This window comes from Actinospica robiniae DSM 44927, assembly GCF_000504285.1.
Lineage (GTDB): Bacteria > Actinomycetota > Actinomycetes > Streptomycetales > Catenulisporaceae > Actinospica > Actinospica robiniae.
Map to the genome: position 1 here is coordinate 1,857,088 of NZ_KI632511.1, position 26,428 is coordinate 1,883,515.

Consider the following 26,428-nt stretch of genomic DNA (forward strand, 5'->3'; position numbering starts at 1 on the left):
CGGGCTTCAGATCCGGCCAGGCGCACCGGCTGGCAATAGTGGACGTAACGCAGACGGCTGCAAGTCTTGGAGGCCACGAATAGACGAATGCCCCGGCAACCCGGCGGGCGCGGCCGATCGACGTTCTGTGATGAACCTTTCATGCTGCGTACTCATTCCGGCAGGGCTCTCAACAGCCGTACTCGCTCGCGGGCGAAACTTGCGACGTCCAGGAGTTGAGGCGCGCCAGCCGCGAGTGAAACAGTGCCCTGAACCCCGCGTCCGCCGCAGGCCGATCCTCGTGAGTCCGGTCGCCGGACTGCTCCTCGTACCGGAAGCACGCCATCTGACAGGAGCTGCGCAATGGCCGTCAAGCTGAGCGAGGTCCGGGTGCCGTTCGAGGGTGACGGGGCGGGTGTCGGGGAGCTGACCTGGGGTCAGGCGGGGATCTGGCGCACGACGCGGCGTACCGGCCGGACCATGAACATCGTCGTGGTGATGCCGCTGCCCGAAGCCACGCCGCTGACGGAGATGGCGGCAGTGCTGCGTTTCATCGTCGGACGGCATCCGGCGTTGCGCACCCGGCTGCGGTTCGCGGACGAGTCGTCTGAGGACCGAGTGCCGCAGCAGGTCGTCGCGGCGTCCGGCGAGGTGCCGCTGCAGATCGCGGACATCGACGAGGACGACGACCCGGCGCTCGTCGCGGAGGAGATGCGCTCGCGCTACGAGCTCACCGGCTTCGACTACGAGCACGAGTTCCCGGTGCGGATGGGGATCGTCCGGCGGGCGGGGGCGCTTCTCCAGCTGGTGCTGGGCTATAGCCACGTGATGGTGGACGGTGTCGGACTCGGTGTGCTCACCCGCGACCTCGATCACCTCGACCGGCTCACCGGGGAGGCCGACGCCCCGTTCGACGGGCCGAGTCCGCTGGAGCTGGCCCGCGCGCAGGCCGGCCCAGCCGGGCGGCGCCAGAGCGAGCGCTCCATCCGCTACTGCCTCGCCCAACTGGCGCGTCTGACGCCGTGGAGTCCGGCCGAGCCGCCCACCCCTCGTGAGCCGCGGTTCTGGGAGCTCGTGGCGTACTCGCCCGCGATGGAACTCGGGATGCGCGCGGTCGCGGCGCGCACCGGAGTGCCCACCACCTATGTGCTGCTCGCCGCCTACGCGTCGGCCGTCGCCCGAGTGTTCGGGCGCAACCCGAACGTCGCCCAGATCGTCGTGAGCAACCGGTTCCGCCCTGGTCTGGCGGAGGCGGTCGCTCAGATCTCGCAGCACGGGATCTGCGTGGTCGACACCGCGGACGCCACTTTCGACGAGGTCGTACACAGGGCCTACAACGCCGCTACGAATGCGAGCTTCCACGGGTACTACGATCCGGCGGATCACGCGGCGATGCTGGAGGAGGTGACGGCTGCCCGCGGCGGGCGACCGCTCGGGCTCTCCTGGCACCTCAACGACCGCCGCGGACTGTTCAGGTCGGACGACGACACCGCCGAGGCCGCCGTCGGTGGCAGCGATGGAGAAGGTGCCGTGTCTATCCAGGCCGAGCTGACCAGGGGTCTCCCGCTGACCAGGATGTACTGGGACCGCCGGCAGGCGATGTTCGACGGCGCGCTCTTCCTCCAGGTCGACTCGGAGCCTGCGCTGGCCGCCCGGCGGGCCCAGACGGAAGGGCAGCCCGCCGTCCACTTCGAGGTCTGGACGGACACGCACGAGTTTGCGCTCTCCCAGGTCGAGGAGCTCGTCCGGGAGATGGAAGCGGTCGTGGTGCGGGCCGTCCTGGACCCGCGCGCGGGCGGGTGACGGCGACGGTCCCCGAGCGCCGCAGCACATACTGCTCAGCGTCCCGTCAACCCGCGAACGCGCGGGTCCCGGATCGACTCCCGGCCCTCGCGGCGGTGGGATCTCTTTTTCTCGGAGGGTTCGACCGACATGGAAAGCAGCGCGCAGCGGCACTCTACGGCCGACCACGGGTCACCGCTCGAGGTTGTGGCGTTCTTCCTTCCCCAGTTCCACCCGATCCCCGAGAACGACCGGTGGTGGGGCGCCGGCTTCACGGAATGGACACACGCCGCCGCGGCCCGCCCACTGTTCGACGGCCATATCCAGCCGCGCCTGCCCGCGGACCTGGGGTTCTACGACCTGCGTGTGCCCGAGACCCGCCGCGCGCAGTGGGAGATGGCCTCCCAGTACGGCGTGACCGCCCTGTGCTATTGGCACTACTGGTTCGGCGACGGCGCGCAACTGCTGGCGCGGCCGGCCATGGACCTGCTCGAGAACCCGAAACTGCCGCACCGCTACTGCCTCGGCTGGGCGAATCAGAGCTGGACCGGAGTGTGGCACGGGCGCGGCGACGAGATCCTGCAGCAGCAACGGTATCCCGGGCAGGCCGACCACGTCCGCCATTTCCAGTACCTGCTGCCCCATTTCCTGGACGAGCGCTATCTCAAGGTCGAGGCCAAGCCCGTGCTCTACCTCTTCCGACCCGGCGCCATCCCGGATCTGCCCGGCCTGGCCGCGCTCTGGCTGCAAATGGCCGCCGACGCGGGACTCCCCGGGCTCTACCTCGTCGGTGACGCCGACGGATCGTGGATGCGGCAGGCCGATCACCCGCTCGACGCGGCGGTGTGGAACCCGGCCCCGCCACCCCGGGGGCACGAACTGGAGCAGAGCTTCGCCGGCGTGCCGCTGCGCGAGGGCCCGAGAGCGTACCTCTACGACGAGATCTACGCCGCCTGGCTGCTCTCCGGGCTGCCTGCCGACGTGCGGCAGCACCCTTGCGTCGTGCCAGGCTTCGACAACACGCCGCGCTCGGGATCCCGCGGCGTCCTCTTGCACCGCCCCGACCCCGACGTCTTCGAGGCCGCCGTCGAAACCGCCGTCCGCCGGGAGCGGGCCATGCCCGGGCCGCGGATGGTGTTCGTCAAGTCGTGGAACGAGTGGGCGGAAGGATCCATCATGGAGCCCGACCAGCTCTTCGGCCGGTCGTTCCTGCGCGCGCTCGAACGCGGTCTGCGACTCCAGCAGCGGTAAGACGGCGATGGCGACGGCCGGAGCGCCGCATCAGCGACGCGTCGGCCCGTCCAGATGTGCGCCGGCGCCGACTTGGTACGCCTCATGAAGCCAGCCGGCGAACTCGTCGTCGAGCTCGTCGAGTGTCTGAATGCGGAAGTGATGGACGAACAGCCGCCTGGTGTATGGCGTGGACCTGGTGATTCTGGGCTCTTCGACTCGGCGCTGCAGATCCAGATACCCGGTCAAGGCGTGCCTGCCGAGCGCCGCGCCCGCGAATCCACGACGGACGCCCTTCAAGGTGATCGCGGTCTTCGACACGGCGTAGCCGAATGGACCACAATCCTCCGCCAACCCGATGAACCGATCATACAATTCAATAACCTGCGACGGTTTTCCCTGCATGTGCCGCTCTACGGTCCACTCCACGTCATCCATGGCGTCACCCTAACCATCACGTCAGACAGTCCCGATCATGATGTCCGGCTGCCGTAATAGCCGAATCCGCCCGACGACGCGCGGAAGCAGTGGGCGCCTTGGACGACCTCTACCATGCGCTGTCGGCCAAAGCATGGGCTATCTGAGCAAGACCCACACGGACATGGAGAAGACGCGCTGCGGGCCGCGGTGGGAGCGATCGGCGCCAGCTCGCCAGTGCACAGTGACGCCCATCGCCAATCCAGCGCCACGGCCTCGCGCATCGCCTTGTCCTACTCCCCTTCTCTCTAGGTTCTGCGCGAGGCCTGGCTGCGGCGCGACGCGGGGTCAGAACATCGCGCCGTTGGCCCGGACGGTCTGTCCGGAGACCCAGCCGGCCGCGTCGCCGACCAGCCAGCCGACGACGGGCGCGATGTCCTCGGGCAGGCCGAGGCGGTTGCGTGGGCTGTGGTGGGTGGCGGCGGCGATGGCCTCGGGGGTTTCGGCGTCGCGGTAGAAGGAGTCGTCGATCGGGCCGGGTGCGACCGCGTTGACCGTGATGCCGCGCGCGCCGAGTTCCTTGGCCGCGGCCAGCACCATGCGCTCGACGGCGGCCTTCGAGCCCGAGTACAGGCCGTAGGGCCCGGTCATGATCGAGGTGAGGGTGGTGGAGAGCACGACGTAGCGGCCGTTGTTTGCGACCGTGCGCGCCGTGGCCCGCAGGGTGTTGAACGCGCTGCGGGTGTTGCGGTCGATCAGATGGTCGAAGTCCGCGTCGGTGAACTCGACCAGCGGCTTCTTGATGACCGCGCCGGGCGTGTGCACGACGATGTCGAGGTGCCCGTAACGGGCCACGACGCCATCGAACAGATCATCGACCTCTGCTGAGCGTCGCGCGTCGGAGCAGATCGCCTCGGCCGGGACGTCGTGCTTCTCCAGCGCCGCCAGGGTCTGCCCGGCGGCGGCATGGTCCCCGGCGTAGCTGATGACGGTGCTCGCGCCGCGGGAGGCGATCAGTTCGGCGATCGCGGCGCCCTGGTTGCGGCTGCCGCCGACCACCAGAGCCACTTTGCCTTCGAGGTCGCGTGCGGGGTTGTTCGACATGCGGCGGCGTTCCTTCCACAAGACCGGGTGCTGATACGGCCAAGCCTGTCGCTCCCGCCGCCGATCATGAAGTGCCGGGCTCACCGATCCGGCTGTGTATTTCGCATAGCCGGGGTGGAACGCCCGCGGGTGATCGGCGAGAATGGCGCCATGCCGGAGGATCTCGCGTCGCACGAGCGGATACGGATCCTGATCGCAGAGGACATGCACCTGCTGCGCGAGGCCCTGGTCGGGCTGCTTTCCGCCGAGCCGGACATGGCCGTGGTCGCACAGGTCGCCGACGGCACCCACATCGTGCCCGGCGCCCTGCAGCACACACCGGACGTCGCGATCATCGACATCGGACTGCCGGGCCTCGACGGCGTAGAGGCCTCTATCGCGCTGCGGGCGGCACTGCCCGCCTGCAAGGTCGTGATCCTCACCGGGCTCGCCGGGCCCGGCCAGCTTCGCCGGGCGCTGCAGGCCGGGGCCTGCGGGTTCCTGCCGAAGGACGCGCGCGCCGCGGAACTGACCGCCGCGATCCGGACGGTGGCCGCGGGCGGCCGGGTGATCGACTCCGCCCTCGCCGTGGCCGCGCTGGCGACGCCTGTCAGCCCCCTGACCCAGCGCGAGACCGAGGTGCTGCGCCTGTCCGCCACCGGCGCGCAACCGACCGAGATCGCCGAACGGCTGTTCATCACCTATGGAACCGCGCGCAACTACCTGACCTCGGCGGTGGGCAAGCTCTCGGCGCGCAACCGTGTCGACGCGATCAGGATCGCCACCGAAGCCGGCTGGATCTGAAGTCGGAGACGGGCCGGCTCAGCACGGCTCAGCACGGCTCAGGCTGGCTCAGGGCCGGGCGGCGAACTCGGCGACGACCTCGAAGCACCCGTGCGCACCCGGCCCGGCGCTCACCCGGCCCCCGGTCCGCTCGGCCATGCCGAGCAGCCCGGAGCCGCCCGCGCCCTGCTCCACCGCGCCGACGCCCGCCCTCGGCGCCGACGCCACACCGTCGTTCACGACCCGCAGGCGCACCAGCTCAGCCGTCGAAGTGATCGCTATCGTGCAGATGCCCGCGCGGCTGTGGCGCACCACGTTGGTGACCGCTTCGCGCAACACCACCGCCAACGCCGCGTCCACCCCGGGCGGCAACGGATCGGGCGGCACCGACACCTCGGGGCGCACACCGACGCTCTCGAGCACGCTGAGCGCGGCGGCCACCTCGTCATCCGTGCGCAGCACCGCGGGGCTGACCGCGAGCGCTTCGAGTTCGGCCCGTGCACGCTGCGCGAGCTCGGCCAGCACGGCGAACCGCGCGTACGCCGCGACCGGATCGGAGGCGAGCAGCCGACGGCACGCCTCGCCCTGCAGCGCCAACGCCGAGAGGCTGGAGGAAACCAGGTCGTGCAGATCCCGGGCCATCCGGGTGCGCTCGCGCACCACCGCCTCACGCGCCAGATCCCGCCTGGCCTCCCGCAGCACGACCACGAGCTGGGACAGCCGGATCAGACTGTAGGAGACCCAGGTCAACACGACCAACGACATCACGTCTCCGCCGATCCCGGCGAGATTGGGCAGCGGCGGAGGGTAGAAGAACAGTGATACGTACGGAACCGCCGCGACCCCGGTGACGATCCAGGCGTCGCGCCGCCGGTACTGCGTGAAGACCGGGCCGAGGAAGAACGGCCACAGCAGCGTGAAGAAGTTGAACTCCCAGATCACGTCGCCGAGCGGGAACGCGCTCGGAACCAGGATCAGCCCCAGCAGCACCGTCTGGCGCCGCGAGGGCCGCATCACCAGCAGCACCGCCCCCGCGGCGACGACGACGGGCACCATCAGCAGCAGCGTCCAGAACCGGTGGAACCAGGCGAGCGCCTCGAGAATCACGACCAGCGCGTCGCACCCGTACACCCCGGCCAGCGTCCACCTCGCCGCCAGCGGCGAGACGATCGGCGTGGCGGGCGCGGCTTGCGTGGTCGGCCTCGGAAGTGCGGTCTCCCGGTAGGCGCCCGCCGCCCGGCGCACTTCGGCCAGCGCCGCCCTGGCCGTCTCGATCACCGCTTCGAGCCTGGAGTCCGCGTCATCGCGCGCCCCGGCCTCGAGCGGCTGCGCCGACTGCCGTTCGAGCTCACGCAGGTGCCGACCCACGAGCGCGCGCAACTCCCCGTCCAGCCGACGCCGCTCGCGCGCCAGCAGTTCCCGCGCCAACTCCCCCCGCGTCGCATGCAGGTGCGCCACCATGGCGGCCAGGGCATAGAGACCGAACACGATGATGCCGTCGATCGCGGTCTTCGCCGCCCTCTCACACGCGATCACCGCCCCGTCGCCCAGCCGGACCCCGGCGACGTCAGTCGCCACCAGCAGCAGCGCGAACAGCGGCCAACCGACACGCGCGCGGAAAGCGCACAACGCGACGACCGCCAGCGGCCACGGCAGCCAGTCCCAGTGCGCGCCGACCAGCACGAACGGCAGCAGGTAGAGCGCCGCGACCGAGACCAGCAGAGCACTGCGAAAAGCGGGCTTCGACCGGCGCGACTGCCGCAACAGCAGCACCATCGGCGGATACGGAGCCATCGCCGACAGCACCGACGTCCACGCCAGGCCCTCCTGCCACGCCGTCAGCAGCCTGATCAGCATGACCAGGCCGAGCGCGGCCCACATCATGGTCCGCACCAGGCCGAGCCGCAGATCCCCGGTGTCGTCGCGTTCGTCGCCGAGCCCTGATCCGGCGACCGAATCCACTCGCACCCCCTCGTGAAGACCCCCATGATAGGCGATCTCTCACGCAGGGTGCTGAGGAACTTCCCGCGGCTCACGCAGCCGACGTTCCGCAAGCTGATCTCCAGCGGCGTACCATCACAGGACACGCATACGCCGTCCACCGGCCGCCGAGGGGAAGCGCAGGCCTGATGACACGCCACCAGCCCACCTGGGCACCGGATCCGGCGGAGACCGAAGCGCCCTCCGCCGCGCGCATGTACGACTACTACCTCGGCGGCTCGAGCAACTTCGCCGCGGACCGCGCGCTCGCCGAAACAGTACATCGCCAAGCTGCCCGAGATCCGCGCGATCTCCTGGGCGAACCGCCGGTTCCTGCGCAGAGCCGTGGCCTTCCTGGCCGGCCAAGGCATCGACCAGTTCCTCGATCTCGGCTCGGGCATACCGACGGTCGGCAACGTGCACGAAGTCGCACGGGCTCTGAACCCCGCGTCCCGCGTCGTCTATGCCGATGTCGGCCCGGTCACCGTCGCCCACGGCGCGCATCTGGTCGCGGGCCTCCCGGGCGTCGCCTACTTGCGCGCGGATCTGCGCGACACCGCCGGGACTTTGGCGGCGGTCCGCAGGGACGCGACGCTGGACCTGACGCGCCCCGTCGCCGTGCTGATGATCGCGGTCATGCACTTCGTCCCCGAGGAGGACGGACCGGCATCGATCCTCGACGACTACCTCGGCGCCGTCGCCCCCGGCTCGTACCTCGCCATGAGCCACGCTACGAACGACTACCAGCCGGCCGCGATGCGCGAGGCCGGCGGCGTCTACCGGAAGGCGAGCCACTCGATGAACTTCCGCAGCCGTGAAGAGATCGCACAGATGCTCACTGGGACCGAACTCGTCGAACCCGGGCTGACCGACGTCATCCGCTGGCGGCCCGATCCCGACGACCTCGACCCCTACGGTGGGGACGTCACCCGTTACCACCTCCTGGCAGCGGTCGGATACCGCCCCTGACGGCCCCAGGCCTGCCGCGTCTTATACGCGTGGGCGTACGATGGCACTCCAGCGGGGCGCGGGGCAGGTGCGCCGTGGGCGCGGGGGGATGGCCGGCAGAGCATGGTTTCGGTGGCGAAAGACGGTGCGGCTGGTGCTTCCACTCCAGCCGAGGAGCGCAAGCTCGCCCTGCTGATATTGCGTATGCAACTCGTCCTCGCGGCCCTGATGACGCTTGCCATCGGCTGCTTCGCGGTGCCGGCTCAGCTGGCGGCACAACACTACGATTCGGCGCCGCGCTGCGCTGCCGCGACGCAGGGTCCCGACTGCGTCGCGTTCGTGCCCGTCACCGCTGTGGGCCAGGACGCGCTCCATGAGCCGTGCAGCGTCGCCCGCTCGGTCGGTGCCAGCGGCTGGTAGGCCTTGGCGGCGACGCGACCGCCGCGGAGGCGCTCGAGGCACACGCGGTGGAACAGGTGACGTCTCTCTACTGGATCTGCGGTGTGGACACCGAATCCGCCGACGCCGACGCGCACGCGCCACTCATCGCAGCATTCGGCGACTCACTCATTAACGGGGACGGCAGCACCCCCGGTGCTCACGACCGCTTCCCCGACCAGCTGGCCCGCCGCCTCGGCATCCCCGTCCTGAACCTGGGGATCAGCGGGAACCGCCTGCTTCGCGACGGCTTCGGCCGCAGCGGTCGCCTGGCTGCAGGCGGGTGGGCCTTGCGGTCTCATAGGTCGATGATCACATCAGTGGTGGGCCGGCAGGAGCACGGCAACACCCGTCCGGGTTGGACCGGTTCGAGCGGGGTGGGTGCGTAGGTCACCTCGCCGGAGACCAGCCCGGTCTCGCAGGTGCGGCACACACCTGTGCGACATGACCAGCGGGTCGGCACGTCGCAGGCCTCGGCGAATTCGAGGAGGCTCTTCTTGCCCTCGTCGAATCGGGCGCCCAGGCCGCTGCGCGCGAACGTGATCATGGGGCCGGTCCCGGGTGGCCCGGGCGGCTGGTGGGGGTGGTGTTCGCCTTCCCCGACGACGCCGGGGTTGATCGCGTCGAGCGCGCCGAAGGCCTCGGTGCGGATGTTGGGTGCCTGAAGTCCGCAGGTGATGAGGCTCTCGGTGACCGCCGCCATGAACCCGGCGGGCCCGCACAGGTAGGCGGTGGCTTCCGCCGGCAGGGCGAGGCCGCCGAGGGCCTGGGCATCAAGGTGGCCGTAGCGCACTTGCCCGGGGGCGGGTTCGTTCCCAGGGTTGCCTGCGCGGCTGAAGAACGTGAAGGCGCGCGCCGCCGGAAGCTTCTCGAGCAGCCGGCGAGTCTGCGGGCCGAAGCCGAGCTCGTGAGGGCCGCGGCTCGCGTGCAGCCACCACACCGGCGCCGCGCTTTCTTGAGCGGCTAACTGGTCGAGCATGGCCAGCACAGGGGTGATGCCGACCCCCGCGGAGATCAGGAGGACGGGTGGGGGATTTTCTGCCTCGACTTCCAGGGTGAATTCACCTCGGGGCGCTGCCACTTCGAGCTGGTCGCCGCGGTGCACCTGGTCATGAAGATATGTGCTGACCTGGCCGTGCGGCTCGCGTTTGACGCTGATGCGGTAAGCGGTGCGGGTGGGGCTCTGCGAGAACGAATAGCTGCGGACCGCGCTCGCGTCGGCGCCCGGCACACGGATCGTCAGATACTGCCCGGAGCGGGCCGGCGGCAGGTCGGAGCCGTCGGGGTCGGCGAGATAGAACGAGGAGACCTCAGAGGTCTCGGGCACGACTTCGGCGACCTTCAGTGTCCTGAAACCTGACCATGCGGGTGCCACCGGGGTAGGCGGGCGCGGTTTGTCGGCAGCGTCAAGCAACTCCTGCAGTGACGTTCGCCATCCGGCACTCAGGGCGGGCACGCGGACGGCTCTGCGCAGTTGCTCGGTGTCCGGGTTCGGCAGGTAAAGCAGTGCGTCGATATCCGCGACACTCACCTCGCCCGGGCCGCGGGCGGTGCGAACCACCGAATCCCCTGGCGCGACACGACCCTCGGTGATCACCCGCATGTAGAAGCCGGGCCGGTGATGGGCCACGAGCAGTGAAGCCATCTCGGGGTGCCCGATGCGCATGCCCGCGCGGAAGCAGGTCACGCGCGGTTGGCTGACTTCGAACTCCGCCTCGCCGATCCGGTAGCGGTCGCCGATGCACACGTCGGTATCGGGCAGTTGGTCGACGGTGAGGTTCTCGGCCAAGGTCCCCGGACCGAGGTCCGAACGCTTGAAGTAGGAGCTCCAGTACTCGTAGGACTCGATCTGGTAGACCATGACGGCGCGATTCGGTCCGCCGTGCCCCTCCAGGTCGCCCTGCCCGTCGCCCTCCATGCCCGTTCGCCGCACCATCCGGGGGCCCTCGACCGGGTCCTTCCACGCTCCGGTGTACACGGTGCGCCCCTGCCAGGAGTGGTCGCGGGACATCCCCACGTTGACGGAGACCACTTTGGGCATCGCGATCAACTCCTTCCTGGTCGTGCGGCCGGCGGGCGCACCCGCGGTGTTCAGTGCTCCGAGGCGCAGGTGCGATGCGATCGAGTCGTCATCAGCCCTCGGTGCCTACGCGCTCGACCTCGTCTGCGTCGAGCCCGCGGTCGATGCCGTGCGAGATGACCTGCTGACCCGGCTCGAGCGCCAGGGGCGCACCGTCAAGGGTGACGGTGAGCAGGTCCGGCTCGAAGGAGACCATGTCGCGCACGGGCGCGACCTCCTGCCAGGCCTGCGGATAGGACCAGGCCGCCTTCGATGCGCCCTCGACGTCGTAGTAACTGCACAAACCCTTGTACGGGCAGAACGTCTGGCCCTCGACCGGAGTCAGGGCGCTCTCGTCGATGTCAGCGCGCGAGACGTACCAGCGTGGAGCGAAGCCGGATTCGAATAGCGCGAGCGGCGAGCGGGTGTCCGCGACCACGCGATCGCCGGTCCTGACCACGAGGTGGCGGCTCGTACGGCGGATGTCGATCCGGTGGTACATGTCGGCCGCGTGGCCGAAGATGCGCTCGTCTTCCTCGTAGAAGGCGTCCATGCCGCGCCAGGCGAAGGCCACGCGGTCCTGCAAGACTTGGGCGTGCGCCGGCAGACCCGTGTGCTGCCAGGCGGCGCGCGGCGTGGACGCCTCACCGGCCGAGACCGTGAACCACGCGGTCTCGCCGAGATCCTGGTGCCGGGTGACCTTCTCGAGGCGCTCGAGCACTCCGTCGGCGACGTCCGAGAGCGGGAAGTAGGCCACCGGGTAGCGCGCCGGCTCGTGCAGCAGCACCACATCCTCGCTCTCGGCGATCCACGATCCGCCGAAGCGTACTCGCATGCGCCGACGCAGCGGTTCGGCGTACAAAAGCCGCGTGGGCAACGCCTCCGGTGTCAAGAAGTGTCCTACGCCGCGCTCCGACAAAGGGCCTTGCTGCCACGCCAAACCCATGACCTGACTCCTTCTCGCGCGCGGTGCCCGAGAGAGCGGCCGCGCTTCGCATATCCGTGGACTGAATCGGTCACATCGCCGGGTTGGGGTTGGGCGGGCCGAGGTACGGGAAGTCCGGACGCAGGTCTGGGTGCGGCGGTACGGCGCCCGAGGTGACGGTGCCGTTGCTCAGGAACGCCATGCGTAGGGTGAATACGTCGTCGGCCAGGTGGCGGCCGTTGTCGGGATAGACCGCAGGACGTCGACGGTCGTAGCGCAGGATGTCGGGCAGCACGGTCCGGGCCGCCGCGTCCGCCTCGGCGGGAGCGTAGCCGTGGTCTTGCAGGATCCGGGCGAACGGCTCAAGGTAGGCAGCTACGTCGTCCGCGGGGTGCCCGGCGTTGTAGGCCTCCTTGGCGTAGTCGGGGTTGATGAATGGGTTGATCGTCGGGTGTCCGGCCCGGTCGACCTGGACGTAGCCGCCGTTTCGCGGCACGCTGACCGTCGCCCACACGCCGATCTCCGGGTCTGCGCCCAGCATGCCGTCGGGCACGTCCAGGGCCATGCACACGATGTTCTTGCCGGCGAATGCGTCCTGGCCCGTCCATTTGAACCCGTGCAGTGCGCCCTCGGCGTCGGCGAAGAACGGGTCGCTGCGTACGCCGGCGAAGATCCTGCACTCGCCGCCGGCCTGGACCGGCTGCGCCGCGTCGTCACGCCCGACCGGGGCGGCCTCGATGAGCACCGTTCCGAGTGCCTCCGGCTGTCGCGCGTCCTCGCCGGTCGCGTAGCGGACGGTCACGCTCTGGCCGCCGTCCGCGGCATCGGCGAACACGAACGTGAACGCGGCGTCGGCCAGCAGGTCCCCGTCATTGTCGATGTTGATCCGGTAGACGGCGTCGGTGCGCAGCGTCTCGGTCAGGAGGAACGGCGGCGTCGCGCTCAGGCCTGTCATATACGGGTTCGCATCGAGAATCAGCGAGGTCCGGCCCGAGGAACCCGGCGTCGGGAACACGTACAGGTCGGTGAGGTCGAGCCGGGCGTCGTCGCCCGGGAAATGGAGGTAGGCGCCGCTGTAATGATTGGACATGACTACTTTCTCCGGCCGATTGCTCTCCATGCTGAGATATCCATCATCGAGTAAGTCCGTGGGATCGGAACGATGCTCGGCTGATCGGAGACGCATCCGGGCTCACGATGAGCCGGTCGGGCTAATACTCCACTTATCGTTCGTGGTCTGTCGGTACGCCGACGGGGAGGCCGCCCGGGTGGTGACGGACGGCACGAACGGGGTGTTCACCCCAGCCTGGCCTGGCATCGTGGCACGGTCAGATCATGAAGAAGCCCACCCCTCGCAAGACCGCGCTCCTCGGCAGTTGCGCCATGGCATTCGCCGGAGGAATCCTCGCGGCTGGTCCTGCGCACGCCGCTGCATTGCCGCCCCACATCACGTGTAGTTACGGGGATGTGGCCAAGTACGACAACGATGGTCTGACTATTCATGGATTCGACTGCACCGGCGGAGAACCCGATCCGGGCTCCGCGGCGCGGGTCACGTTGATCAGCGACGACGCCACCTTCGACTGCGAGCGCGCCCAGTTCACTCCCGGTTTCGGTGCTCTTTTCGCCAGTCATTGCACACCCGCCCAGGTTTCCATCTCTTGCCAGGACGGATACCCGGGCTTAAGAAGCCTGGTCGCGTTCGGATGCACCGGCCTACCTGCTCGGCTGGGCGGCCCGGCGAAGATCACCCTTACCTCAGGCCCCTCCACCGGCACCTACGAGTGCCGGGTCGTCGTCGCCGCAGACCCGGACAGAGGGGTCATCGCCGCCGAGGACTGCGATCGCGCCCGCTAGCGACGCGTGCCTTCCTCCTGCGAGGCTTTGTGCGCGGCGTAGTTCGCCGCGGTGCGCATGAAGGCGCGGATGGCCTGGCCGGTGTGCGATTTACGCCAGATGGGGGCCCACTCGATCGGCGTGCTGGGTTCAAGGGGCACGCAGGTGACGCCGGGCCGGGGATAGTGCTGCTCGGTGTGGGCGCCGACGATGAGGGCGCCGAGTCCGGAGGCGGTCAGGGCCAGCGCCTCTTGGAAGGTCTCGAACTGCGGGCCGGGGGCGATCGGAACGCCCTGGGGGGTGCGCTCGAGCCGCCGGTCGGCGGGCCAGTCGCCCGGGCCGCGACCGGCGATGCGCAGCATGGGTATGTCCGCGAGGTCCTCGAAGCCGACGCCTTCCCGGTCGGCGAGTGGGTGCGCGGCCGGGAGCATGAGCATGCGCCGTTCGCGCACCAGCACGGGGCCCACCGCCAGATCGGGTTCCTCGACCGGCAGGCTGAGCACGAGCACGTCGAGTTCGCCGGCGCGGAGCCGGTCGAGCGCATCGACGATCTGCGCTTCACGGGTGCGCACGGCGACGTCAGGGTGCTGTTTCCGGAAGACGGCGACCACCTCGCTGAGCACCGTGCCAGCCAGACCGCTGACGAATCCGGCGCTGAGCCGGCTGGAATCGCCCCGCGCCGTGGCGGCGGCCGCGCGGTCGATTCCGGCGTTGATCATCTCGTAGCCCGGGCGCAGGTCGCCGAGCAGCTGCCGGCCGAGATCGGTGAGTCGGACCCGACGGCTGGTGCGTTCGAACAGCGGAGCGCCGATCTGCCGTTCCAGCGCTCTTACGGTCTGGCTGATCCGTCCGGTGGGTCACATGCAGACGCTCCGCAGTGCGGTCGAAGTGCAGCTCCTCGGCCAAAGTCAGGAAGGCCTCAAGCTCAAGGCGTTCGATCACCCCGCCCCTCCGGTCCCGATCGTTGAACCCGGCTAAACGCCGGTTCCGCCATCACGCGTTGATCATCGTATCGGCAGCCTGGATGCTGGTCACAGGCACACCTCTACGGCCCGGGCACCTGGTACCGGCGCGGCGGCCTGGTCGCCGAGAACCTGGCGGCCGGAACGATGCCGGCAACCGACGCGGTCAGTTCCTTCCTCCACGTGCAGGACGCCGCGCACGCGGCCATCAAGGCCCTGGCGTGGCCGCCCGGACCGGTGAACATCGTCGACGACGAGCCCGCACCCGGCCGCGTCTGGGATTCCCGTCTTGTGCGAAGCCCTCGGGCTCACCCCGCCCGCGCCGACCCCAGGCCGCGCCGGATGGGAACGCGGCGCGGACAACACCTGGGCCCGCGACATCCTCGGCTGGCAGCCGCTTCACCCGTCCTGGCGCGCCGGCTTCGCCCAGCTCTGAGCGGCGTCCAGGAGCGGGCTACTTCAGCGTTCCGGCCGTGAGGCCTGCCTGGACCTGCCGCTGGAAGGAGAGGTAGACGGCGAGCATGGGCAGCATCGCGATGGTCATCCCGGCGAACAGGGCGGGGAGGTCTCCGGCGTAGCCCTGGGCTGCGAGCAGGTTCACCAGGCCCTGGGTCAGCATCTGGTGCGCCTCGGTGTCACCGCGCTGGCGCTGCATCAGGACGACGGGAAGGAGGTACTGATTCCACTGCCCGAGGACGTTGAAGATGCCGACCGAGATCAGCCCGGGCTTGGCCATGGGCAACATGACCTGGAAGAACGCCCGGGTGTGCGAGCAGCCGTCGACGAAAGCCGCCTCGTGGACGGCCGTGGGCAAGGTCTGGAAGAACGCGTGCAGGAAGAACACGGTGAACGGCAGGGAGAAGGAGATGTAGACCAGCGCGAGACCGGTGTACGAGTTGAGCATGTGGAAGTTGTTGACTTGGAAGAACAGGGGCACCAGGGCCAGGTAGATCGGGAACATCGCACCGGCGACGAAGCCGTAGTAGACGGTGCGGTTGCCGCGGAACTTGTAGCGGGCGAGCACGTAGGCGGCCATCGCGCCGAAGAGCATGGTGCCGGTGACGGACATGGACATGACGATCAGCGTGTTGCCGAAGTAGCCGCCGATTCCGGTGGACCAGGCTCGGCCGAACGCGTCGAAGGACCAGTTCGTCGGCCAGGCCCAGGCGTCGGCGCCGATCTGGAGGTTTGTTTTGAACGAGCCGAGGACGACCCACAGCAGCGGAAACGCGATCATGAAGGCCCAGAGGGCGAGGAAGCCGTGGGAGAAGACGTTCAGGACCCGGCCGTCCTGGCCGAACGTCCGCAGACGCCCGTCGCCGGGCTCCTTGCGCACTCGCGTCCCGGACGGGGCCTCGGTCTTGGTGGTCATGGTGGGGGTCCTTACTCAGTACTCGACGCTGTCGCGTCGGGTGAAGCGGAGCATGACGAACGAGAGCACGAGGGTGATCGCGAAGATCACCACGCCCATGGCGCAGGCATAGCCCGCCTTGCCGAAGGTCAGGAAGTTGCGCATCAGGTAGGTCGCGAGGACCTCGCTGCGGTAGTCGGGGCCGCCTCCGTAGCTTGAGCCCTGGGTCAGGTTGGCGACCAGGGCGAAGCCGTCCATCGCGGCGATCGACAGGTAGACCCAGGCGGTCTGGACGGAGTCCCACAGCAGCGGGACGGTCAGGCGCAGGAACGTCTGGCCGCGTCCGGCGCCGTCGAGCAGGGCGGCTTCGAAGATCTCCTTGGGTATCGACTGCATCGCGGCGGAGAACAGCACCATGTAGAACCCGACCCACTGCCAGATCAGGATCGCCAGGATGCACCACAGCACGGCGTTCGGATTCGCCAGCCAGCCGAGGGGGTGGGCGGCGTCGATCAGGCCCAGTTTCACGCCGATGCCGTTGAACAGTCCCGCGGAGTCCGAACGGTACGCCTCCTGAAAGATGATGATCAGGATGGCGACCGACAGGACCTGGGGTAGGAAGAAGACGACGCGGTAGAAGGCCGCGCCACGCACGCCGCGGATCCCCGCAGCTCCGGCGCGGCCGCCCGCGTTGAGCATGAAGGCGAAGAACAGGGCCAGGACGATGGTGATCGGTGGGAGCACGATCAGCATCAGCAGGTTGTGCCACAGCGCGGAGCGGAACACGCTGTCGCCGAACAGCTCCTTGTAGTTCTGCAGGCCCACGAACTTGGTCGGCGGCGTCAGTCCGGACCAGTTCGTCAGCGAGTAGCCGAAGGTCTCGAGGTACGGCCACAGGACGAACAGCGCGTACAGGCCGATCGGACAGATGAGGAAGGCTGTGACGAACAGGTTCTTCCGGAGGTTTTTGCTCAGTCGCATGGACGGGCGCTCCTGATCGGACGCTTGGGGCAGATGGGCCGGTCGGCCGGGGACGGGTCCGCGCGGAGCGCGTCGTCCCCGGCCGTGGCGTGGTTCAGCTGCGGGTGTACTTCTGGATGGACGAGTCGGCAGCGGTCTTGTCCGCGGCGGCCTGCGCCTGCGTGATGAAGTCGGCCGGCTTGATCCGACCGGCCATCAGGTCGCCCATCGCGTTCTCCAGGTCCGTCTCCAGCTGCGGGTACCAGTTGGCATAGTTCCAGGTGATGACGTTGTCCCCGGCCGCCGCGATCAGGTCGCTGGAGGACTTGGTGCCCGGCGTCATCGCGGCCGCGACTTCCGGGGTGATGGCGCCGCGCACGACCGGCAGTGACTTGGCGTCGAGTGCGAAGGCCGCGCCGCCGGCCTTCGAGCACATGATCCGCATCAGCTCGAGCCCGCCGGCCGGGTTCGCGGCCTTCGCCGGGACGATGAACGCCTCAGCCGCGACGGCCCGCACGGACGTGGCGGGCATGACGTCGCCGGCGACCTTCGGCATCGGCATGACGGCCATGTCGAACCCGGCCGGGGTGATCCCGTCCATCTCCTGCTCCAGCCACGATCCGCAGGGGACGAAAGCCGCCTTGCCCTCGGTCCAGGCGGTCTCCGCCTGGATGTTGGTCAGACCCTCGGTGCCCGGGAGCATGTAGCCGTCAGACACGAGCGAGTAGATCGCCTCGACCGACCGGACGACGGCCTCCTCGTGCCAGGCGTTCGGCTTGAGGTTGTCGATCTTCTTCATGATGTCCTGGCCGCCGGCCTTGGCGACCATGTCCATGAGCGGCACCATCATGTAGAACGGGTACTTGCCCTGGTGGGCCCACGGGGATATACCGGCGGCCTTGATGCTCTGGCACAGGGTCGTGAACTCGTCCCAGGTCTGCGGGACCGTCCAGCCGTGCTTCGCGAACAGCGTCTTGGAGTACCAGACGCCGTACACGGTGAGCGCGTAGTTGAGCGAGTACATGCTCGTACCGATGAGGCCGGCCTCGACGGTGCCGGGGACCAGCGTGTCGCGCACCGTCTTCGACGGGTCGTCGATCGAGGGCGCGTCGAGCAGGGCGTCGAGGTTGGTCAGCTGCCCGTTGGTGTGCAGCACGTTCAATTGAAGCTTCTGCGCGCCGTCGTCGAAGATGAAGTCGGGCGGCGAACCGGCGTTGAAGCGGGGCTGGAGGTCACCGGTGACGTTCTGGCCGCCGCCGGCGGAGATCTTGGCGGACGGGAACTTCTTCTGGTACATCGCCTGGAAGGCCTTGGCGAAACCGCTGCCGAGGCCGCCTTCGAAGAAGTAGACGTCCAGCGGCGCCGTCGACTCGACCCCGAACGGGTTGCCGGCGCTCTTCGCACCGGTGGGGGCCGCGCCGGCGCCGGTGCCTCCGGCGCAGGCGGAGAGCAGACCGGCGGTCGGAACCGTCATCGCGGCGATGGTCGCGGAACGAACCAGGACTTGCCTGCGGGTGCCGGCGGTGGAGGTGCCATGAGCGAAGGACATCGTCGTTCTCCTTGAATCGGTGGCGGGAAAGGGGCGCCGGAGATCGGCGCCGGAAGCAGAAGGTCGGTGCGCGCGGCCGGTCGGGCGGCGGTGCGGCGGAAGGCGCCGCTCAGGCGTCCAGAGCGTCCAGACGAACCACGGTTCCGGTGCGCCGGGCGCTTTCGGCGGCCCAGACCACGCGGTGACCGGCCAGGCTGGTGCGGGCATCGGAGATCAGGGTGCTCGGGTCCCCGCTCGCGACGGCGGTCAGAAACGCATCGATCAGGGCGTCGTCGCCGCCGCCGTGCCCGTCCGCGGCGGACGCGCCCGGGTGGCTGTCGGAAGTCCGGTACTCCTCGGTCTCATCGGTCACGAAGTCGTGCAGGCGCACGATCTCGCCGTCGCCCTCCACCGTGCCGCGGGTGCCGAAGATCCTCGTCTTGCGGTGGACGAGCTCGGTGAACGCGGTCATCGTGAACGAGGCGGTCGTGCCGCTCGGGAACTCCAGGCTCACGACCTGGTGGTCGACGACGTCGTTGTCGCAGGCGTAGACGCAGCGGCCGTACGGGCTGTGCTCCAGCGCCGCCAGCACCCCCGCCTCGGACATGTCCTCGGTCACCATCGAGAGCGGCCAGTACTCCCGCAGCGGATCGCCGACGCAGCCCAGGTAGATCCGCTTCGCGGAGTACGCACACGAGGATTCGACAGGGCAGCTCACGCACCGGTCCGTGGCTCCCTCGGGCTTGTGCTCTGGGGTGAAGTGGCTCAACGAGCCGAAGGAGGAGACCCTGCCGGGTGACTCGCCCACAATGTACATCAACCAGTCGATGTCATGACAGGACTTGGTCAGCAGCATCGGCCCCGACTCGTCCTCGCGCCGCCAGTTGCCGCGCACGTACGAGTGCGCCTGATGCCACCAGCCGACCGGCTCCAGGTGTTCGACGCTGACGATCGTCCCGATGCGGCCGGAGTCGAGCACCCGCTTGAGCAGTCGTGTGTACGGCGTGTAGCGCAGGACGTGGCCGACGGCGAAGACCACCCCGGCTTCCTCCACCGCGTCGATGATCCGTGCGCAGTCCTGCTCGCTCAGCGCCATCGGCTTCTCCAGCAGCATCGGATAGCCGCGACGCGCCGCCAGGACGGCGTGCTCGGCGTGGCAGGCGTCGGGCGACGAGATGACCACGGCGTCCGCCGCGCGGTCGACGGCCAGCAGGTCGTATACGTTCTCGAACACCAGTTCAGGGGCGATCTCGAACTCGGCCGCGAACCGCTCCCGGGCCTCCGGGCGCGGCTCGGCGACCGCGGCGATGCGCGCGCCCTGCGCCCGAGCCCGGCGCGCGTAGCCGAGCCCGCGCACTCCGGCACCGATTACCGCCAGACTGGTGCCGTGATGATTTGCGGAACCCATGGTTGAGCCCTCCCTGACCTGGTGCTAATTTATTACCTGAGATATGCAACTGGGGGAATTAAATGGATCGGCCGTCCCCGCCGTCAAGAGGAGCGCCCACGCCGTGACCGAATCGTTTCCAAGCTCCGCCCGTGATCAGACGCTGCTGCGCCGTGTCAATGAACTGTCGATCCTGGCCGTATTGCGAGGCCAGGCAGCGCGGCCGCTGCGCGAGATCTCCGACACCACGGGGTTGTCCTGGCGCACGACGCAGGTGGTCGCCGAGATCCTGGACGAGCACGGTTGGCTCGTAGAGACGGAGGCCGACGACGGCTCCGGCGGCAGGCGTGCGGTGGGCCGTCCGGCCCGCAGGTACCGTTTCCGCGCCGAGGCCGGGCACGTGGTCGGCCTCGACGTGGGCACACACCAGGTCCAGGTGTTCGTCGCCGACCTGGCCGCCACCATCGTGGGCCGCCACCGCCTCGAGGTCTCGCCGACCGATGACGCCCCCACCCGGCTCGCCGCCGTGGAGCGGACGCTGCTGGGCGCCCTCGCCGATGCGGGCCTGGAGCCGCAGGCCGTATGGGCGGCGGCCATGGGGGCCAGCGGTGTCGTCGGCCCGGACGGAACGGTCACCGCCTCGGCTCTGCTGCCGGGCTGGCGCGGCCTGAATCCGGCGAAGGCGCTCGACTCCGTGCTGCCGTGCACCGTGGAGGTGGCGAACGACGCGAATCTCGCGGCGCTGGCCGAACGGTGGCGTGGCCACCGGGCCGAGACGATGATCTACGTCCTGGCCGGAGCTCGCCTGGGCACCGGATTGGTCATCGGCGGCCAGTTGCACCGCGGCGCGGCCGGCGCGGCCGGCGAGATCGGAGCCCTGCGCGAGATCGGCTGGCACGACGCGGCCGAGCGCCTGGCCGCGACCGCGCTCGGCCTCGACTCGCCCACCGGCCGCGGCAACGCGGCGACGCGGGTATTCCAGGCCGCCCGGGACGAAGACCCCGCCGCGCTCGCCGCGGTGGACCGGTTCGCCGCCGACATCGCGCGCGGCGTGACCGCCATGGTGCTCACCATCGACCCTGAGCTGGTGGTCCTGGGCGGCGGCTTCGCGCATGCCGCCGACCTGCTGGTACCCCGGCTCGCTGTGGAACTGGCCGCGACCTGCCTGCATACGCCGCGGGTGGAGGGCTCCGTGCTGGGCGACGACGCGGTCGCCCTCGGCGCGCTACGCCTCGCCCTGGACACCGTCGACCAGCGGATGACCTCGCTGGACAGCAACACGCCGCTGACCCACGGAGCGATCCGCGGGTGGTGACGGCGTAGTCCGCCACCGGGCGGGCTCGGCGACCGAAGGGTCGCCGAGCCCGCCCGTTTTCGTGCGCCGGCCACGAGGCCGCCTCCGGACACGGTTCGATAACGGCGGCGGGGGCCGTCTTGACGACGCAGAGTCCCGCCCATTTACTTCCCTCAGTTACATATCTGAGGTACAAAATTTAATCCCTGGTCCGAGCCCGGCAACCTCCGCTGCGCGGCGCACCTCGTCGCGAGCCGCGGCCTCAGGGCTCGCATCCCACGACCTATCCCTCGCTAGGAGTCCTTGCAGTGCCCCGTTCGCGCAACACACTTCTGGTGGCGCTCGCCGCTCTCGCGGCGGGCGTGCTCGTGCCCGGTACCGCGTCGGCGACGGTTCCGCTGCCGGCCGGCACCGCCTACACGCTCTCCGTGGGCCCCGCGGGCCCGAACAACTTCGCCTCCGACTCGCCGTCCAGCCCCTTCCTCGACAAGGACGGGACGTTCTACACGCAGCAGTCGGTCTCGGACTACAGCTCCACCGCCACACGCACCTGGGCCTTCGACACGGGCACGAACTTCGACGACGCCTCCGACGACGCCACCCTCAACAGCGACAACGGCGACACCACCGCGCTGTGCAACAACAGCCCCACCGGACTGGAGGCGACCGGCACGCCGTCCGCATCCGCCTACGCCGAGCCGAACTACTGCGACCTGATCGGCACTTGGGTCGACCCCGACACCGGCAACTGGTACGGGCTCGTGCACAACGAGTTCACCCCGGAGCCGTTCGGCGACGGCATGCACTACGACTCGATCGACTACGCCGAGTCGACCGACGAGGGCGCGAGCTGGACCATCGTCGGGCACGCGCTCACCTCCCCGTACAGCACGACCCGGGGCGACACGACGGCGTTCCCGAACCAGACCTACTACTACGGCGACGGCGACCAGCGCCTGTACGTCGACACCGCATCAGGGTATTTCTACGTCTACTACGGCTCCAGCGTGATCGACAAGCCGGGCTGCGCCGGCGCGATCCAGCGGCTCGAGCACGTCGCCCGTGCCCCGATCTCGGGCAAGATGGCGACCGGCACCTGGCAGAAGTGGTACGACGGCTCGTGGTCGCAGCCGGGAGTCGGCGGCCAGGAGAGCACCATCGTGCCGGTCAGCTCCGCCAACTCGAACGGCTACGACCCCGTCTCCAGCGAGTACAACCCGGACAACGCCGGCTGCGTCAGCGCCCAACTGGCCGCCGGCACCATCCCCGCCCAGTCGCCGCTGCTCTACATGAGCGTCGCCTACGACGCCTACCTCGGGCTGTACATCGCCGGGGCCAACCCCGAGAACACCAACAGCGTCGCCGCGCACCCGGAGCAGTTCTTCGTCACCGACAACCTCGCCACCGAGAAGTGGACCGAGGTCGCCGACACCGGCTCCACCCTCTACCAGGACTACTGGTACCACTGGTTCGTCGACACCGGGAGCCTGACCACTGGCACGATCGTCGGCAAGACCTTCCGCAGCTACTGCGATTACGGCTGCAGCGCGGATAGTAGCGCGGGTGATTCCGCGACCGGTCCCTCGGAGTACCGCGACATGACGCTCGACTCCACCACGCCCGCGGCCGCACCGGTCGACCTGCACGACGCCTATCGGATCACCAGCGCCGCCGGAGACACCCTCACCCAGGTGTCCGGAACCTCGCGGACCACCTCGCAGACCGGGCACTCCGGCTCGTCGCTCACGGACTGGGTTTTCACCTCGCTGGGTGACGGCTCCTACCAGATCACCAACGCCCGCACCGGGGACGCTCTCGGCGTCGCCTCCACCAGCACGGCCACCCGCGCCTGGGGCACCGCGACCACCGCGACCCTGCCGGACGCCGCCGACGTCGGCCAGCAGTGGTTCTTCGTCCGGACCACCGACTCCAACGGCAGGCCGCTCGGCTCCTACCGGCTCGTCAACCGCTACAGCGGGCTGGTTCTGGGCCTGTCGGACGACAACTCCAAGCCCCTGGCCGAGACCACGCCCACGCGCAGCTGGACCGACACCATCGCCCACTCCGTCGGCAAGGCGCGCTCAGCAGCCGAGCAGGAACTGGCCTTCACCGCCGTCGGCCCCGCACCGATCCCGGACGTGGCACTCGGCAAGCCCGCCACCGCGCAGAGCTCGCAGGGCACGAACACCCCGAACCTGGCCGTGGACGACGCGAGCGGCAAAAGCTACTGGGGCGCTGCCTCGACCTCGCAGTGGTGGCAGGTCGACCTGCTCGGTGACTACAAGCTCAACGACGTCGCCATCACCGACTACGTCGACGGCAACCGCTACGACCACTACACCATCCAGGCCAGCACCGACGGCGTCACCTGGACGACCATCGCCACGAAGAGCAACAAGAAGGCTGCCACGAGAGCAGGCGACAGCTACCCAGTCAGGGTCACAGCACGCTACCTGCGCGTCAACATGACCTCGGGCTCCGCCAACACCGGCGTCCGCATCACCGACTTCAAGGCCTTCGGCACACCGGTGGCGGCCGCGGACACGGACGTCGCGTTCAACAAGACCGCGACCGCCGAGAGCTCGCAGGCCGGGCACGCCCCGGGCATGGCTGTCGACGACGATCCGAGCAGCGAAAGCTACTGGAGCGCGGACCCCGCGCCGCAGTGGTGGCAAGTCGACCTGGGAAGCAACTACAACCTCGACGACGTCACCATCACCAACTACGTCGACGGCACCCGCTACTACGACTACAACATCCAAGCCAGCACCGACGGCGTCACCTGGACGACCATCGCCACCAAGAACAACGACACGGTCGCGACCAGCTCCGGCGACAGCTACGCGGTGAGCGTCGCAGCACGCTATCTGCGCGTCAACATGGCCTCGGACTCCGCCAACACCGGCGTCCACATCGCCAACTTCGTGGCTATGGGTACACCCGCGTCATAAACCCCAAGCGGCTGTCCGGGCAGCGGTGACCCCGCCGCCCGGACAGCCGCGTCGTTCAGCACCGATCGTTGTCCCCCGCCATCGCCTCTCCGTGTCAGCGCACGAAGCTGGCAAGCACCTCGTTGAACGCCTCAGTGGAGCTCGGGTGGGTGTAGATCGCGTCGCGTAGAGTGCTCGCTGTCGTGCCGGTGCGCATGGCCAGCGCCACTGTGTTGATCAGTTCCTGACCGTCGACGCTGAGCAGCGCGGCACCGAGGATCTCGTCGGTATCCGCATCCACGACGAACTTCATCATCCCTCGCGTCTCGCCGACGATGCGGGCTCGGGGCATCGCCGCCATGGCCGCGATCGGCTTCGACGCGATGCGCACGGCCCTTCCGGCGGGGCGCGCCTGGTCTTCGGTCATGCCGACCCGGGCGAGCGGCGGGGTGGTGAACAGGGTGGTGGGCACGGCCACGCGGTCGGCCGTCGACCGCTTGCCCTCGCCGAGGAGCTGGTCGGCCACGATCCGGGAGTCGTCAAGGGAGATGTAAGTGAACTGCGGCCCGCCGTTCACATCGCCGAGGGCGAAGATGTGCGGCCGGCTGGTGCGCAGGTGCTCGTCGACGGCGATGGCACCGCGCTCGGTGGTGCGCACGCCGGCTGCCTCGAGTCGCAGGTCCCCGGTGCGTGGGGCGCGCCCGACGGCCGCGAGCACGACATCCGCGTGAACGAACTGCTCCCCCGCCTCGCCGGACGTGTAGTACACGAGCGCGTCGTCAGCGGTGTCTTCGACCCTGGTGACGCGGGCGCCGGTGACCAGCTTGATGCCGTCGTCCGTGAGGATCTGCTCGACGGCACGCGCGACGTCCTCGTCCTCGGACCGCAGGATCCGCTCGGCGCCCTCAAGAACGGTGACCTCCGTCCCGTACCGGCTGAGCATCGCGGCGAACTCGATGCCCTGGTATCCCCCGCCGATCACGACCAGGCGACGGGGCAGATCGGGCCGGCTGAGCAGGTCGGTCGTCGTCGCCAGCCGCGCGCTGCCGCGCAGACCGGGGATGTCCGGGACGTTCTGCGAGGCACCGGTGTTGATGACGATCGTGTCCGCGGTGATCTCCAGCCGGTCCTGCCCGGCGGTGACCTCGACGCGCTTGTCGTCGAGGAAGGCCGCGGTGCCGGTGATCACGATGACCGACTCGATGGAGTCGAGCATCTCGAAGTTCTTGCCACGCATCCCCGAGGTCAGCGCCGCGGTCGAGGCGATCGCCGCGGTGTACCAGGCTTCGGGGTCGGCGTCGTCCGGTCGCGTCGTGGCGTGGTGGATGAGGGACTTGCTCGGTACGCAGCCGATGTTGATGCAGGTGCCGCCGTACATCTGGTCGGACTGCTCCACCATGGCGACGCGCTGACCGCGCCGCCCCAGGGCCGCCGCCAGCGACTTGCCGCCCTTGCCGAACCCGATGACCAGCAGATCGACGTGCATGTTGTCCATGGATCAAGCTTGGCCCGCTTCGACCGAGACGACTAGACCCAATAGGATCAATAATCATCGAGATCGGCTCAATGCATCACGGACGGGTAACGGCGAAGCCATGGACGCGATCAGTACCCTCATTCGGATGGCGCGCCTGGAGGGGGCCGTCGACGTGCGCTGCCTGCTCGCCGGCCGACACGTCCTGGACAATCCGGCCGCGCCCGGGCGCGTGCCCTTCCATCTGCTGCTCGAGGGCAGTTGCGTGGCCGAGGTGGGCGGACGCAGCGTCGAACTCCATGCGGGCGACGTGCTCGTCCTGCCACGTGCCGGGAGCCACCGCATCCGCGTCGCCGCCGGCGCGTCGGACCTGCCCACCGAGCTGCGTGCGGGGAGCGTCCTCGACACGCTGAGCAGCGCGGGTCCGCCGGCCATCGACCTGTTCTGCGGCCACTACACCTATCGTCCTGGGGCGGGCGAGCTGCTGTTCGGCGGGTTGCCCGAGATCGTGCTCGCCTCCTTCGGCACCGGCGCCGACTCTCCGCTGAGGCTGCTGGGCGAGCTGATGCGCGGCGAAGCGGGCCTCGAGGGCCCGGGCGCCGGAGCCCTGCTCGCCGCTCTGTGCGAGGCGCTGTTCGCGCTCGTGCTGCGGGGCAACGGTGCCGCCCGGCTGACGACGAGCCTTCCCGCGCCGTGGACCGCGGCGAAGGATCCCGGCTTGCGTGCCGTGATCGACGCCGTGGTCCACCAGCCGCAGCGGCCGTGGACGATCGCCGAGCTCGCCCGCGTGGCCGGAGTCTCGCGGGCCACGCTGGTCCGGCGTTTCGCGGCCTTCACCGGGATGGGCGTCGCCGACTTCCTCACCCGGATCCGGATGACGATCGCCGCCGACCTGCTCGCCACCACCGACCGCAGCCTCGACGCGATCGCCGCCGCGGCCGGATACGGCTCCACCTCCGCCTTCGGCCGGGCCTTCCGCATAGCCACGGGCACCACCCCCGCCGCCTTCCGCCGGGCCACGGCACGCGACCGGTTCTGACCTCGAGCAGACCGTGGCGCGAACGTCCGAGATACCTGCGCGA

Annotated in this window: 23 protein-coding genes and 1 pseudogene; 11 read left to right on the forward strand and 13 right to left on the reverse strand. The window is 69.3% G+C overall.

The window, feature by feature from the left end; all coding sequences use genetic code 11:
* The first annotated feature begins 342 nt into the window (after positions 1-342).
* The gene (locus ACTRO_RS07985; RefSeq protein WP_034262424.1) at positions 343-1,782 is read left to right on the forward strand and encodes a condensation domain-containing protein; all 1,440 of its coding nucleotides are present in this window, start codon (positions 343-345) and stop codon (positions 1,780-1,782) included.
* Positions 1,783-1,911: 129 nt separating this feature from the next.
* Positions 1,912-3,012, forward strand: a complete 1,101-nt coding sequence (locus ACTRO_RS07990) for a glycosyltransferase WbsX family protein (RefSeq protein ID WP_051450497.1) — start codon at positions 1,912-1,914, stop codon at positions 3,010-3,012.
* Positions 3,013-3,042: 30 nt separating this feature from the next.
* Here the strand turns inward: ACTRO_RS07990 and ACTRO_RS07995 are convergent, their stop codons facing one another.
* Both ACTRO_RS07995 and ACTRO_RS08000 read right to left on the reverse strand, forming a co-directional pair.
* Positions 3,043-3,429, reverse strand: a complete 387-nt coding sequence (locus ACTRO_RS07995) for a DUF5655 domain-containing protein (RefSeq protein ID WP_034262427.1) — start codon at positions 3,427-3,429, stop codon at positions 3,043-3,045.
* Between the two features lie 327 nt (positions 3,430-3,756).
* Entirely contained in the window at positions 3,757-4,512 is a 756-nt protein-coding gene (locus ACTRO_RS08000) for an SDR family oxidoreductase (protein ID WP_034262430.1), read from the reverse strand.
* A 150-nt stretch (positions 4,513-4,662) separates the two neighbouring features.
* Between ACTRO_RS08000 and ACTRO_RS08005 the strand changes: the two genes are divergently transcribed.
* Positions 4,663-5,295 carry a response regulator transcription factor gene (locus ACTRO_RS08005; protein WP_034273712.1) on the forward strand — a complete coding sequence of 211 codons (633 nt, stop codon included), beginning with the start codon at positions 4,663-4,665 and terminating at the stop codon, positions 5,293-5,295.
* A gap of 48 nt (positions 5,296-5,343) precedes the next feature.
* Here ACTRO_RS08005 and ACTRO_RS43030 read toward each other — a convergent pair whose 3' ends face one another.
* Positions 5,344-7,236, reverse strand: coding sequence for a sensor histidine kinase (locus tag ACTRO_RS43030; protein WP_051450498.1), 1,893 nt, complete (start codon positions 7,234-7,236; stop codon positions 5,344-5,346).
* 351 nt (positions 7,237-7,587) lie between these two features.
* On the opposite strand from ACTRO_RS43030, the gene ACTRO_RS08015 reads away from it, so the two are divergent.
* The 3 genes from ACTRO_RS08015 to ACTRO_RS50880 all read left to right on the forward strand — a co-directional run bounded on the left by ACTRO_RS08015 (position 7,588) and on the right by ACTRO_RS50880 (position 9,029).
* Positions 7,588-8,223 (forward strand): SAM-dependent methyltransferase, encoded by a 636-nt coding sequence (locus ACTRO_RS08015; RefSeq protein ID WP_342673755.1) that lies wholly within the window; start codon positions 7,588-7,590, stop codon positions 8,221-8,223.
* Positions 8,224-8,334: 111 nt separating this feature from the next.
* Positions 8,335-8,622: a hypothetical protein gene (locus ACTRO_RS08020; RefSeq protein ID WP_157435936.1), complete on the forward strand. Its 288-nt coding sequence runs from the start codon at positions 8,335-8,337 to the stop codon at positions 8,620-8,622.
* An 83-nt stretch (positions 8,623-8,705) separates the two neighbouring features.
* Complete coding sequence (locus ACTRO_RS50880; RefSeq protein WP_342673756.1) at positions 8,706-9,029, forward strand: SGNH/GDSL hydrolase family protein; 324 nt, start codon at positions 8,706-8,708, stop codon at positions 9,027-9,029.
* Here ACTRO_RS50880 and ACTRO_RS08025 read toward each other — a convergent pair.
* The 3 genes from ACTRO_RS08025 to ACTRO_RS08035 all read right to left on the reverse strand — a co-directional run bounded on the left by ACTRO_RS08025 (position 8,939) and on the right by ACTRO_RS08035 (position 12,714).
* Complete coding sequence (locus ACTRO_RS08025; protein ID WP_034273716.1) at positions 8,939-10,681, reverse strand: MOSC domain-containing protein; 1,743 nt, start codon at positions 10,679-10,681, stop codon at positions 8,939-8,941. The genes ACTRO_RS50880 and ACTRO_RS08025 overlap by 91 nt on opposite strands.
* A gap of 91 nt (positions 10,682-10,772) precedes the next feature.
* Positions 10,773-11,645 carry a DUF427 domain-containing protein gene (locus ACTRO_RS08030; RefSeq protein WP_034262434.1) on the reverse strand — a complete coding sequence of 291 codons (873 nt, stop codon included), beginning with the start codon at positions 11,643-11,645 and terminating at the stop codon, positions 10,773-10,775.
* Between the two features lie 70 nt (positions 11,646-11,715).
* Complete coding sequence (locus tag ACTRO_RS08035; protein WP_034262436.1) at positions 11,716-12,714, reverse strand: DUF4331 family protein; 999 nt, start codon at positions 12,712-12,714, stop codon at positions 11,716-11,718.
* A gap of 245 nt (positions 12,715-12,959) precedes the next feature.
* On the opposite strand from ACTRO_RS08035, the gene ACTRO_RS08040 reads away from it, so the two are divergent.
* A complete protein-coding gene (locus ACTRO_RS08040) occupies positions 12,960-13,481 on the forward strand; it encodes a hypothetical protein (RefSeq protein ID WP_157435938.1) in 522 nt (173 codons plus the stop codon).
* Here ACTRO_RS08040 and ACTRO_RS08045 read toward each other — a convergent pair.
* Positions 13,478-14,179 (reverse strand): LysR family substrate-binding domain-containing protein, encoded by a 702-nt coding sequence (locus tag ACTRO_RS08045; protein WP_051450499.1) that lies wholly within the window; start codon positions 14,177-14,179, stop codon positions 13,478-13,480. The two genes, ACTRO_RS08040 and ACTRO_RS08045, sit on opposite strands and share 4 nt — an antisense overlap.
* A gap of 75 nt (positions 14,180-14,254) precedes the next feature.
* Positions 14,255-14,305 (reverse strand): annotated as a pseudogene (locus ACTRO_RS51365) (hypothetical protein); the annotation flags it as partial.
* Positions 14,306-14,711: 406 nt separating this feature from the next.
* Between ACTRO_RS51365 and ACTRO_RS48785 the strand changes: the two are divergent.
* Positions 14,712-14,858, forward strand: coding sequence for a hypothetical protein (locus ACTRO_RS48785; protein ID WP_211244160.1), 147 nt, complete (start codon positions 14,712-14,714; stop codon positions 14,856-14,858).
* 18 nt (positions 14,859-14,876) lie between these two features.
* Here ACTRO_RS48785 and ACTRO_RS47030 read toward each other — a convergent pair whose 3' ends face one another.
* From ACTRO_RS47030 to ACTRO_RS08070, 4 genes are all read right to left on the reverse strand, one after another.
* Entirely contained in the window at positions 14,877-15,794 is a 918-nt protein-coding gene (locus ACTRO_RS47030) for a carbohydrate ABC transporter permease (protein WP_034262439.1), read from the reverse strand.
* A 15-nt stretch (positions 15,795-15,809) separates the two neighbouring features.
* Entirely contained in the window at positions 15,810-16,754 is a 945-nt protein-coding gene (locus tag ACTRO_RS47035; protein ID WP_034262442.1) for a carbohydrate ABC transporter permease, read from the reverse strand.
* A 94-nt stretch (positions 16,755-16,848) separates the two neighbouring features.
* Positions 16,849-18,282 carry an N-acetylglucosamine/diacetylchitobiose ABC transporter substrate-binding protein gene (gene ngcE / locus ACTRO_RS08065; protein WP_034262444.1) on the reverse strand — a complete coding sequence of 478 codons (1,434 nt, stop codon included), beginning with the start codon at positions 18,280-18,282 and terminating at the stop codon, positions 16,849-16,851.
* Between the two features lie 109 nt (positions 18,283-18,391).
* Entirely contained in the window at positions 18,392-19,669 is a 1,278-nt protein-coding gene (locus ACTRO_RS08070; protein WP_034262447.1) for a Gfo/Idh/MocA family protein, read from the reverse strand.
* Positions 19,670-19,772: 103 nt separating this feature from the next.
* On the opposite strand from ACTRO_RS08070, the gene ACTRO_RS08075 reads away from it, so the two are divergent.
* Positions 19,773-20,963 carry an ROK family protein gene (locus tag ACTRO_RS08075; RefSeq protein ID WP_034262450.1) on the forward strand — a complete coding sequence of 397 codons (1,191 nt, stop codon included), beginning with the start codon at positions 19,773-19,775 and terminating at the stop codon, positions 20,961-20,963.
* A 287-nt stretch (positions 20,964-21,250) separates the two neighbouring features.
* The gene (locus ACTRO_RS08080; RefSeq protein WP_157435940.1) at positions 21,251-23,893 is read left to right on the forward strand and encodes a discoidin domain-containing protein; all 2,643 of its coding nucleotides are present in this window, start codon (positions 21,251-21,253) and stop codon (positions 23,891-23,893) included.
* Between the two features lie 94 nt (positions 23,894-23,987).
* Here the strand turns inward: ACTRO_RS08080 and ACTRO_RS08085 are convergent, their stop codons facing one another.
* On the reverse strand, positions 23,988-25,367 hold the full coding sequence (locus ACTRO_RS08085; RefSeq protein ID WP_034262453.1) for an FAD-dependent oxidoreductase: 1,380 nt from the start codon (positions 25,365-25,367) through the stop codon (positions 23,988-23,990).
* 100 nt (positions 25,368-25,467) lie between these two features.
* On the opposite strand from ACTRO_RS08085, the gene ACTRO_RS47040 reads away from it, so the two are divergent.
* Complete coding sequence (locus ACTRO_RS47040) at positions 25,468-26,385, forward strand: cupin domain-containing protein (RefSeq protein WP_034262456.1); 918 nt, start codon at positions 25,468-25,470, stop codon at positions 26,383-26,385.
* The last annotated feature ends 43 nt before the right edge of the window (positions 26,386-26,428 follow it).